The 12,034-nt window shown below is 39.8% G+C and carries 8 protein-coding genes, 1 pseudogene and 2 riboswitches; of the genes and pseudogenes, 1 reads left to right on the top strand and 8 read right to left on the bottom strand.

Going from position 1 to position 12,034, the window contains the following annotated elements; genetic code table 11:
• From AC4BHA_RS07130 to AC4BHA_RS07140, 3 genes and pseudogenes are all read right to left on the bottom strand, one after another.
• Window positions 1–593 (bottom strand): annotated as a pseudogene (locus tag AC4BHA_RS07130) (hypothetical protein); the annotation flags it as partial.
• A gap of 757 nt (window positions 594–1,350) precedes the next feature.
• Window positions 1,351–2,361, bottom strand: coding sequence for an NAD-dependent epimerase/dehydratase family protein (locus tag AC4BHA_RS07135; protein WP_490558378.1), 1,011 nt, complete (start codon window positions 2,359–2,361; stop codon window positions 1,351–1,353).
• 155 nt (window positions 2,362–2,516) lie between these two features.
• Window positions 2,517–4,553, bottom strand: coding sequence for a Na+/H+ antiporter (locus AC4BHA_RS07140; RefSeq protein ID WP_148630108.1), 2,037 nt, complete (start codon window positions 4,551–4,553; stop codon window positions 2,517–2,519).
• Window positions 4,554–4,868: 315 nt separating this feature from the next.
• On the opposite strand from AC4BHA_RS07140, the gene AC4BHA_RS07145 reads away from it, so the two are divergent.
• Window positions 4,869–5,468, top strand: a complete 600-nt coding sequence (locus AC4BHA_RS07145; RefSeq protein ID WP_140462028.1) for a kinase — start codon at window positions 4,869–4,871, stop codon at window positions 5,466–5,468.
• Between the two features lie 78 nt (window positions 5,469–5,546).
• On the opposite strand, the gene AC4BHA_RS07150 is transcribed toward AC4BHA_RS07145, so the two are convergent.
• From AC4BHA_RS07150 to gcvT, 5 genes are all read right to left on the bottom strand, one after another.
• On the bottom strand, window positions 5,547–6,989 hold the full coding sequence (locus AC4BHA_RS07150) for a DEAD/DEAH box helicase (RefSeq protein ID WP_140462027.1): 1,443 nt from the start codon (window positions 6,987–6,989) through the stop codon (window positions 5,547–5,549).
• Between the two features lie 113 nt (window positions 6,990–7,102).
• Complete coding sequence (locus AC4BHA_RS07155; RefSeq protein ID WP_490551641.1) at window positions 7,103–7,597, bottom strand: GNAT family N-acetyltransferase; 495 nt, start codon at window positions 7,595–7,597, stop codon at window positions 7,103–7,105.
• Window positions 7,598–7,718: 121 nt separating this feature from the next.
• Window positions 7,719–9,176 (bottom strand): aminomethyl-transferring glycine dehydrogenase subunit GcvPB, encoded by a 1,458-nt coding sequence (gcvPB, locus tag AC4BHA_RS07160; RefSeq protein WP_066105034.1) that lies wholly within the window; start codon window positions 9,174–9,176, stop codon window positions 7,719–7,721.
• A complete protein-coding gene (gene gcvPA / locus AC4BHA_RS07165; protein ID WP_066105037.1) occupies window positions 9,169–10,515 on the bottom strand; it encodes an aminomethyl-transferring glycine dehydrogenase subunit GcvPA in 1,347 nt (448 codons plus the stop codon). Before gcvPA ends, gcvPB begins: the two co-directional genes overlap by 8 nt.
• Window positions 10,512–11,630 (bottom strand): glycine cleavage system aminomethyltransferase GcvT, encoded by a 1,119-nt coding sequence (gene gcvT / locus AC4BHA_RS07170; protein ID WP_490558379.1) that lies wholly within the window; start codon window positions 11,628–11,630, stop codon window positions 10,512–10,514. Before gcvT ends, gcvPA begins: the two co-directional genes overlap by 4 nt.
• 176 nt (window positions 11,631–11,806) lie before the next feature.
• Window positions 11,807–11,898, bottom strand: a riboswitch (glycine riboswitch).
• Window positions 11,899–11,901: 3 nt separating this feature from the next.
• Window positions 11,902–11,992: riboswitch (glycine riboswitch) on the bottom strand.
• Window positions 11,993–12,034 lie beyond the last annotated feature (42 nt).

Below are 12,034 nucleotides of genomic sequence, written 5' to 3' on the forward strand. Positions count from 1 at the left end.
GCTTCTGCCTTTGCCTTAGCCTCCGCTTCCGCCTTTGCCTTAGCCTCCGCTTCCGCCTTTGCCTTAGCCTCCGCTTCCGCCTTTGCCTTAGCCTCCGCTTCTTCCTTCGCCTCAGCCTCCGCTTCCGCCTTTGCCTTAGCCTCTGCTTCTTCCTTCGCTTTAGTTTTTTCTTCCTCTGCTTTAACCGTACCTACTTCTTGCTGTTGCTCTACCTGTGCGCTACTATCAGCAGACTCTTCTACTGGAGGAATTATTGAACTTAAAGTAATACATAATATCGCTGCAGCACCAAAAATCATTACTACATGCAACCTTTTGGCTTCAGGAGCTCTCTTCAAAACAAAGCTCGGTTTAATTAAGCCCACAAATAAAGCTGCGATAGATACTAGAAATAGGATAAGAAGCAAATTATCAATTACTGAAGGTGACAGTATCCAAATAAAAGATACTGCTATTGCGCCCCCAAAAACCCGCCACACAAATGGCTTATTTCTTTTAGTTTCTGGAAGCCATGAAAGAACAACGTTCGGATCATTCAAACCTACGATTAGACCTAGAAAAGATATTAAAAGCAGTCCAACCAACAAAGCCATCTTTCTTCCTCCTTCTATTTTTGTAATTAATATGGATAACAAATAGGCTTTTCATAATAGCTCATATTCTTATTTACCACTCGGCAATCCGAACTCAATCTAGATATTATTTCCATATAGTAATAGAACGGGAAAATTATGAAGAGACCTCCAGAATCAATCCAAAGGTTTACGTTTTGAGATGCTTTTCTAAAAATACTCTGAAGTAATAACCTTTTTGATATCATAAATGGCATAAAGATAAAGAAAACACGCCCCAAAAAACGGCGTGTTTTCTTTATTGTAAATATTACTTCTTCTTTAACTAATCCTCCATTAATTTATTAAAATGCTATCTACGCCCTCAATTGGGTTCGTTCTTTATACTCCTCTGATAGATTCACCAGTCCCCCCTATTTCCTCCAAGTAGTATTATAGCTTCGTTTGTTATACAAGATCTCAGTCCACCTAGCCTTATATATATTTATACAAGTAGGGGGTGAACAGTTTAGCGGAGGAAATCCATATCAGTCCCACATCCCCGTAAATTCTACCCTGGCTACTGATAGAATAAATCCATATAAAAAGTTCAACCAGAAAGTTCTGGCTGAACTATATAATACGAACCATACCAACTTCCCCTTCCATACGAAAGCCACAATCTTTACGAAACAGCCTTTTGTTAAGGTTCTTTATAATGACCCATTACCTTTTTCATAACAAAAAGGAAGGAAACAAAGCTTCCCTTCCTTTATATATATTTTTCTCTCATGTAGATTTATTCAGCTTTCATATCAACTACGGCTTTTTTTCCTTCCAATATATCCAGACTTAACTGAACTGATTCTCCGATGGCTTTTTCTATATCATCTGGCTGTACACCAAAGTGGTCAACAATTGTCTTTTTATCAATGAAAAGATTTTTAGTAAAGATTTTTGCGAATTCAGCCGTATCCAATCCCACTTCTATTCCAGCACTCTTTTGTTTTTCTGCTTTCGCCTTCATCGCTTCAATATAATTAGAGGCAGGAATTGTTATGATTTCTTTGTCCGGTGTTCCCATGTATTTATGGAAGATGGTCAGCATTTCTTTCCACTCCATATTATAATAGCCAACCGGGTAATTACCTGTCTTCCCATTTATTAAGGCACCAGCAATGCACTCCCCGATCTGCTTCGCTGTCACCATGGTTGTTCCTCCTTCAGGATACATGACAGCTTCTTTCATATTTTGAATCTGTTCAACAAGGAATACCCAAACAGGCTTACGTCCCTGCTGGCTTCCAAAGACATATGGAACCTCCAAAACGGCTACACTCATATCATCATCCCCGAAGGATAAAGCCATATTAGCCTGATCTACACGGCTCCTTATATATGGATGGTGCTTCGTCAGTTCATACTCGGGTAGTTCTCTATTAAAATAAGCAAAATACGACCCCAGTACAACTGAATGTTTGACACCGCATTCCTTTGCTATTCTTAATAGCCGTTCTAATGGTGTAATATTATATTTTTCAAAAAATGAATAGATTGGTGATGGTGCCTCTACTCTTTCATCTACACCTGCCGCAAAAACAAATCCGTCACAGCCTGTTAAATATTTACGAATATCATCATCTGTCAATGTTAAATAATTTCCCAGAGTTATCTCCATTTCTTCAGGAAGGTTACTGCCTTCAGGGATAGGTGGCAGTGACAATGTTGCCACTTCATGCCCTTGTTCAATTAATACCCTTGCGCCTTCAGCACCTAATAAGCCCGTACCGCCAATCATAAATACTTTCATGTTGGTTGCCTCCTCCGTTTCATTCTCCTAAATTTTATCATCTAAGATAGTGGTATATTTGACCAAAAATGTATTTTATGTGAAATCTTATACTCACATTTCCCTTTACCTTTAAACGGTAAACAAAAAAGCTCACAGGTAGAACACCTGCAAGCCTATTCCTCAATTTCCTGAAGCATAACACTCTCCACATAATTCACAAATCGACGTAAATCCTGAGCCAGTTCGCGATTTATTTGGCCTTCTTCATACATTCGCTGAATGTCAGCTCGTTCAGCTTCAATAGCTTTGAAACGTAATTCTTCTTTTTGCTGATCCTTCATACTATTATTTGAACGGGCTTTATTTGGTTGCTTCAGTTTATCAATAATTCTTCGATACTCATAAATGATGGATGAAACATGTGAATTGTTCGTTTCCTCTACATATTTTTCTAGACTTTCAATGGCAGCTTTTGTCGCCTGAATCTGAATATCCCGCATATCATTTAACAGGACTGCCGTCTTTTCGTTTTCCTTGGTTATCACACGCTTATATTGCTTATACTTCCTATATAATTGGCCAAAAAGAGTCGTTATTTTGGACATGAAATTCTCTGTGAGTAAATTTTCTCTTATATCCAAGGACTTCTCGAGTCTTTTCACAATCTCTTCACTTACAGAACCATCAGCAGCAGCCTCCTGGATATAATGTCTTTCTGCTCTTAAACCAACTAAGCGAGCCTCTATTCTCTCTTTTTGCGATACCTTAATAAATTCTAAATCCTTATTTTCATAGCGAATTTGCTCAATCATCTTTTTATATTCACCAATTAACTCGTAACCAGCGGATTGATTCTCCGGCTCTAGTTCTTCTTCAATCCGCTTTATGGCAGTCCTCAATATTTTTAATTTCATCTGAGCATCTAAAAACTCTTTCTCTTCATCACTCTCTGGTTCAATGGCTTTTTTACTGATCAAAGGCAATAGAATAGTCGCAGCTAAAAGAGTAAATAAAATAACACCGCCTGCTATAAATACAATTAGAGACCGTTCAGGAAATAAATCTCCAGTTGCTACAAAGTATGGCATTGACAATACACCTGCCATGGTAATTGCACCGCGTACGCCAGTCAAGCCGGTTAGAAGGGCCACTTTCCAGCTGGGCTTCGATTGTTCTTTTCTGTTAGTTATGTAATAACCCATGCTTAAGAAGCAGTAGGACCAAACAATTCGGATAATCATGATAGCCAAACCAATCGCCAGGACATAACCGAGCACAAGCCAATTGCTGATTAGAGGATTCTCTACCGTTGCTCTCATAGAAGAAGGCAAACTCAAACCCAATAATAAAAACACCACTCCATTGAGTACAAACAAGATGATCGACCACATATTCTCAGTGACCACCTGTTCCTCCGCACTTTTCATTCCAGTCTTTTCACTTAAACTGGAATGAACAATACCTGCAGCTACTACAGCAATTACACCAGAGGCGTGCAGGACTTCTTCTGAAACAATATAAACAATAAATGGCGTTACAAATTGCAGCAAAGAATAAAAGGTAACATCCTGTATCCCTTGTCTTCTTAGTGAATAACGGATTAGGATAGCTAATAATCCGAGGATAATACCAGCAATCGCGCCAACAATGACCACATAAACAAAATCGGCTGCTGCCTCCCGCAATGAAAAATAACCTGTTACAACCGCAGCAACCGCATAATTAAAGGCAATTAAACCAGACGCATCATTAATCAACGATTCGCCTCGAACAAGACGTAAAATAATCGTCGGTAAGTAAATCCTTTCGGCAATTCCATTCACCGCTACTGGATCCGTTGGAGAAAGGATAGCTGCTAAAGCAAAAGCAGCGGCCAACGGAATACTGGGAATCAGCCAGTTAATAAAATATCCGCCAATTATAGTCGTTAAAAAAACAAGAATAAATGCATTGGCCAATATTGGCCAGCGCATTTTCCATAAATCATCGCGTGGAAATCGACGTCCATCATTAAATAATAGCGGTGCAATAAATAAAAGCAAAAACCATTCCGCTTTTAACTCAAATGATAGATCCTGTATGAATAAAGCAAATAAAATCCCCAAAGCTATTTGAGTTAAAGCGGTGGGGATGGATGGAATATAGTGGCTAATAATATTCGATATTAAAAGCATGACTAAAAGCAATATAATTGATAAAAGTAAATCCATTATTCTCCCTCTAACTCGATATTAATAATTTTTATATTCTTCCACAAAAGGAGGCTACTTATTAATATACCCATTCAGATATGTGGAAAACTTTTCTCTTTAATCGGATTCATTACTGTGTTGTAATCGATCCGCGTTTGAAAAGTGGGTGGCATCTGTTTATAATGTCTAACAATATCCACGTAACCGCCTCCTTTGTTTTGCCTTTTCTATAATTATAAAGGAAAATATTTCTAAAGGAGATTAAATAACGGAAAAATCAAATTCTTTTATTTAAGTGAGGACAATCTCAAAGTACAGGAGGCAAGGAAATACTTGGGGAATTATATACAAAATCTAATTAATCAATTACCCGAACTTAAAGTAGGACAAAGATTTATTCTTGGTATTGATGGCCTCAGTCGTTCTGGGAAGACGACTTTTACCAAAAGAATGAAACAGTCACTTGAGAAACAGAGTCTATCATTTCACCTTTTTCATATTGATGATTTTATTGTAGATAAAGATAAACGTTATCACACTGGTCACGATGAATGGATTGAATATTACCGACTCCAATGGGACGCGGAGTGGCTAAGAGCTAATTTTTTCAATCAATTAAAGAAATCAACTGAGTTACTCCTCCCTGCATATGACCCCACCACTGATAAGCAAAAATGGCAAGTAATCCAGATTCCAGCAACTTCCCTCATTATCGTTGAAGGTATATTTCTGCAAAGAAAAGAATGGAGAGCATTCTTTGATTTTATGATTTACCTAGATTGTTCCAGAGTAACTAGATTCAGCCGGGAAAGTAAGACCACACAGGAGAATATCGATAAATTTCAAAATCGATACTGGAAAGCAGAAGAGTATTATATAAAGAAAGTTACCCCGCTAGAACGAGCTGATTTGGTTATCAAGAATGATGATTAGATCTTTAGGATGGATCTAATTAAAACAGCCCTTCCGAACGATTCGGAAGGGCTGTTTAGATCGGTGAGCATCCTATTATTATTCAAATGCCTCATATACCTTTAATTTCTTTCCTTTAACAGTTTTATTCTTCATAGCCTGTAAGACGATTGGACCTTTATTGTTCAATATTTCAACAAATGTAGCCTGGTCTTGAATTGTGATAATTCCAATGTCTTCAGCAGATATGCCTTCAATTTTTGCAATTGTCCCCACAAAATCGACAGCTCTCAATTTCTTTTTCTTGCCGCCATTGAAAAACAGCTTCATAATTCCACTGTTTAATTCGGTCGTTTTATCTTCCTTTATCTCATTTTCGAACATTTTTGATTCGAAATTCGGCCTGCATTTTTCTACTTCTGCTTCAGTTGGCTCCTCTTTTACCTGAATAGCAAAGCCTATATATTCTTCTGTCTCTCTCAATAATTCTTCATCAAAAGGAGTTACAAAAGAAATGGCTACTCCCGTATGTCCCGCACGGCCCGTTCTTCCCGTCCTATGTACATAGGATTCCTTTTCCACTGGAAAATCGTAATTCAAGACATGTGTAATATTTTCAATATCAATTCCGCGCGCAGCGACATCCGTGGCAATTAAATATCGAAACTCACCCCGTTTAAATTGATTCATAACATCGAAGCGGTCCTCTTGATACATTCCACCATGAATTTTACCGCATGAATACTCCCATTTAACCAATGTATCAAACAGATTGTTTACCTGTTCCTGTGTGCGGCAAAAAACGATGCAGCTATCCGCATTCTCTATCGTCGTAACTTTCCTTAGCAGCTCCGCTTTCTTTTCATGCTTGACCCTATAATAAGAGTGTTCGATCAACTGAGTCGTCATCTCTTTTTTGTTAATTTCAATAAAGATTGGTTCTTTTAAATATTGATTGGATAGGTTTTGAATATCATCCGGCAATGTTGCTGAAAACAGCATGCTGATTCGTTCCTTAGGTAATTCATTTATAATGGCTTCAACCTGATCAATAAAGCCCATATTCAACATTTCATCTGCTTCATCAATTACCAAATAGCGAAGTTCATCAACATTTAATGTACCTTTTTGAATGTGATCCAACACTCTTCCAGGTGTTCCAACAACAATATGATTTTTTTGCTTAAGCTCCAGCTGCTGCTTAGCAAATGATTGCTTTCCATAAACAGCAGCTGCTTTAATCCGCTTAAATCGGCCAATATTCGTTAAATCTTCCTTCACCTGCGCAGCCAATTCTCTGGTCGGGGTTAGGATAAGTGCCTGAGGCTTATTTTCAATCCACTCTATATGATGGCAAATCGGGATTCCATACGCAGCTGTTTTCCCACTGCCAGTTTGTGCTTTTACGATAAGATCCTGATTACCAATCGCAATTGGAATCACCTTTTGCTGGACCTCTGTCGGTTGAAAATAATTCATTTTACTTAATGCCCGAATAATTTCGGGACTTATGTTAAAATCATTGAAGCTATGTTCAGTCATGTATGTTCCTCTTTTTCGGTTACTTAGCTGATTCTCAACTTGAGAGATGCTTTTATCCATTATACCTGATTGGCACTGAATAATCGAAATTAGAACGATACTCTAATCTCAGGCTACCGTTCTAAAACACTGTATAATAATGAATCTCGCCAGCCTTCTCTCATGAACAAATGGTCGCGAATGATTCCTTCTCTAACCATTCCGACTTTCTCCAACACCTTAGCTGAACCTATATTTCTTGGATCACAGGTTGCAAATATACGATGCAGGTTCAGTTCCTTAAATCCAAATTCAATTAACAAAGACGCGACTTCTGTCGCCACTCCCTTTCCCCAATAATCCGGATTAACAACATAGCCAATTTCTCCAGCTTTATTAGTGAAACTTCGTATTGTAAGTTCTCCGGCCCCAATCATATTTCCATTATAAATAATTGCGAAGACAAACCTTGCTCTTGGTTTTTGTGTTGAATCCTCGATTACTTGGCTCACGAATTTTTTCGATTCTTCTTCCGTATTCGGTCCCCATGGCTGATACTGACAAACTATATCCTGTGATGCGTATTTATGTACATCAACCCAATCACTACTAATCATTTCTCTCAGCATGATTCTTTCATTTGAAAGGCAGAATATATTTTCGATCGTATTTCCCTCCCTATCCTGAACCACTTCATTCTTCTAAAAAAGCAGCTATCTGGTCATGATAGCTGCTTAAAATTTATTCTTATTAATTTTGATATCTCAATACAGGCTTACGAGCAGCCAGTGCCTCATCCAAACGGCTGATTACCGTTGTATGTGGTGCTTCCTGTACAATTTCCGGATTCTCCTCTGCTTCCCTGGCAATTTGAATCATAGCATCAATAAAGCCATCCAGTGTTTCTTTTGATTCTGTTTCTGTTGGCTCAATCATCATGCATTCTTCCACATTCAAAGGGAAATAAATGGTTGGTGGATGATAGCCAAAGTCTAACAATCTCTTGGCAATATCAAGAGCCCGAACACCAAGTTTCTTCTGACGTTTTCCGCTGATAACAAACTCATGCTTACAGTGCTTATCATATGGGAGATCATAGTACTCTGCCAATCTTCTCATCATATAGTTTGCATTTAAGACAGCATACTCCGTTACTGCCTTCAATCCGTCTGGTCCCATAGACCGAATATACGTATAGGCACGGACATTGATTCCAAAATTTCCATAGTACGGCTTTACTCTGCCAATTGATTGCGGACGATTGTAATCAAGCTGATAGCCATTCTCTTCTTTTACAATAAGCGGTTTTGGTAAGAACGGAATTAACTCCTTCTTAACCCCAACCGGCCCTGAACCTGGCCCACCGCCGCCATGTGGTCCAGTAAATGTCTTATGCAAGTTAAGATGAACAACGTCAAATCCCATATCACCCGGGCGAGCCTTGGATAGTACAGCATTCAGATTGGCACCGTCATAGTATAGTTTTCCACCGGCATCATGAATAATTTCGGCCATCTCGATGATCTGTTCTTCAAAAAGCCCCAGTGTATTCGGATTTGTAAGCATTAAGGCTGCTGTATCTTTCCCTACAACACTCTTCAAATCTTCCAGATCTACTAAACCATCCGGACCTGACTTCACGGTAACAGTTTGCAATCCCGCAACTGTGGCTGAGGCAGGATTCGTACCATGCGCAGAATCAGGAACAATTACTTTTACGCGGTCAAAATCACCATTCGCCTCATGATAGGCACGAATCATCATTAATCCCGTCCACTCTCCATGCGCTCCCGCAGCCGGTTGCAAAGTGACTTCGTCCATACCTGTGATTTCCTTTAGACTTTGCTGCAAATCATACATTAACTCTAAAGAACCCTGTACAGCTTCTGCATCCTGCAGAGGATGAACATGTGCAAATCCATTTAGACGGGCAACATTCTCATTAATTTTCGGATTATATTTCATGGTACAGGAACCGAGCGGATAGAAACCGGAATCGACGCCATGATTTCTTCTCGAAAGTGCCGTGTAATGACGCATGATATCCAACTCGGATACTTCAGGCAGCTTTGGTTCCTCTGTGCGAATGAACTCCTCAGGCAAAAGCTCAGTTAATGCTGACTCCGGAACATCCATTTCCGGCAACGAATAGCCGATACGGCCCGGCTTGGTTTGTTCAAATATTAATGGCTGATCCTGTTTATTCATGGAAATCCCCCAATTCCTGTGCAAATCTATCAATCTCTTCTTTTGTACGCAGCTCCGTCACTGCCACAAGCATATGATTGGTTAAGGCAGGATAATCACAAGCTAAATCATAACCACCAATTATGCCTTTTTGTAGGAGCATTTTATTAGCTGCAGCTACAGAACCATTTAACTTAACAACAAACTCATTGAAAGAAGGTCCTTCAAAGGCAATTTCAAGTCCATTTGCTTTTAATTGCTCCTTTGCATAATGCGCTTTTTGGAGATTTTGAAGCGCCATCTCCTGCACGCCTTTCTTACCTAACGCAGTCATTGCCACAGAGGCTGCGAGAGCATTTAATGCTTGGTTAGAGCAAATATTCGAGGTCGCTTTATCGCGACGAATATGCTGTTCCCTCGCCTGCAAGGTTAATACAAACCCACGCTTCCCATCCTCATCAACCGTTTGGCCAACCAAACGTCCAGGTACTTTTCTTATCAGCTTAGAAGTAACTGCAAAATATCCGCAATGAGGTCCGCCAAATGCAGCCGGGATTCCGAACGGCTGTGCATCCCCTATGACAATATCTGCACCAAAATCACCCGGCGGTTTCAAGACACCAAGTGAAAGTGGGTTACTTGAAACAATTAACATTCCTTTATGTTCATGAACAATTTGTTCAATTTCAGCTAAGTTTTCGATTCGGCCAAAGAAGTTTGGATATTGAGTAATAAAACCAGCTACCTCATCAGTCATCATACCCGCCAATTGTTCTGTATCCGTCACTCCATTTTTACAGGGGACAACTTCAAGCTCAAGATATTGGCCTTTTGCATAAGTGGATAAAACAGCCCGTGATTCCGGGTGCACTGTCTCTGAAACAAGCAGTTTCTTACGACGTGTATGTCCTGCTGAGAGCATGGCTGCCTCGGCCAGAGCAGTTCCCCCATCATACATGGAGGAGTTCGCCACATCCATTCCGGTCAGTTCACAAATCATCGTTTGAAATTCAAAAATAGCCTGCAATTCTCCCTGGGAAATCTCCGGTTGATACGGTGTATAAGCGGTATAAAACTCTGATCTTGAGATAACGTGATCAACGATGACTGGCATGTAATGGTCATATACTCCCGCTCCAAGAAAAGAACTATGGGTCCTGAGATTGGCATTTTTCTCGGCTAGCTCTGTTAATTCTTTCAGAAGTGCTGATTCAGACTTTGCTTTTTTTAGCTTGTATTCACCCTTAAACCTTACTTTTTCAGGTATATCAGAAAATAAGTCATCGATTGATTCTACACCAATCGCTGTTAACATCTGTTCAGTATCCTGCTCTGTCATTGGTAAATAACGATGCTTCATTTTTTTACTCCTCCTGCCTGAGTGCGTTTATAAAATGGAGTACTAACAATTTTCGCCTTTAATCTTTTTTCCCGTATCTCAACCTCGACTACCTCATCAAGGTTAGCGAATTCTACATTAATCAGGACAAGGCCTACGTTTTTCTTTAAGGTTGGGGATTGTGTTCCAGTGGTCACTTCCCCGATGTTTTCATCCTTAACGAAAACCGGGTACCCATGTCTCGGAATACCGCGGTCAATCATTTCGATTCCGACAAGCTTTCTAGGGGCGCTATTTTCCTTCTGTTCCTTTAAAACTTCCTTACCAATAAAATGTTCTTTATCGGTTTTTACAGCGAACCCAATCCCCGCTTCGATAGGTGTAATCTCTGGAGATAACTCTTGGCCATATAAAGGAAGTTTTGCTTCAAACCGAAGCGTATCTCTTGCCCCAAGTCCACATGGAACCAATCCCTTATCCTTACCGAATTCTAAAAGATCTTTCCAAAGCTTCACTGTATCTTCGCTCTTACAGTACAATTCAAATCCATCTTCACCGGTGTAGCCAGTTCTTGAAACAAGTACACTAATGCCATTTATCATGACATCTTCACGAAAAGCAAAGAAACCAATGGTATTGAGTTCTACTTCCTCTGCAAGGTTCTGTAATATATCAGCTGCAAGCGGTCCCTGTAATGCCAATTGCCCTATTTGTTCCGATATATTTTTTAGTTCTACATCTTCGCTCGCATGCTTTTTTAACCACTCAAAATCTTTATCAATATTAGATGCGTTCACAACTAACAAATAATCATCTTCACCTTTTTTATAAATAATCAGGTCATCAACCGTTCCGCCATTCTCATAGCACATAGCAGTATACTGTGCCCGGCCCGTTTTCAGCTTACTGACATCGTTGGTCATCATCAGCTGCAAAAATGGTAAAGACCCAGCACCCTTAATCATGAATTCGCCCATATGTGATACATCAAAGAGGCCTGCTTTTGTACGCACTGATTCATGCTCCTGTTTAATGCCTGAAAATTGGACAGGCAGTTCCCAGCCGCCAAAATCAATTGTTTTTCCTCCATACTCCCTGTACACACTGATCAGCGGAGTCTGCTTTAATTCTCCCATCCTTACCCTCCTAAAAAATTCGATTCGTTTTATACGGATACTCTTGCTTGTTATGCCATTTAAACGATTGCTTGTTAACTTATTAAGTAAAACGCCGCTTTTCCACATTTGACCGAAGCGATATATCCTTCAGCGATCCACGAAAAAAAGGACAGAAACCTCCCTTATTAGGGGGGCTCTGTCCTGATACCTGAAAGTTTACCGCCGGGTAACGTACTTCGGCGTTTCCTCTTGGGTGGCTTCACAATAAAGGAAGCGCTCTCCAGAGATGCGTCCAGCAAGAGTCTCTGTACCTGAGAGATTCATGGATTCACCATTTGCTCCTTCGGTGCCGCAAATACGGTCTCTCCCCTTGCCTTCATTCGCTCATATAATTATGTAAATTGGTCATACTAAACAAAAAG

Source organism: Pradoshia sp. Z3_51, assembly GCF_058215915.1.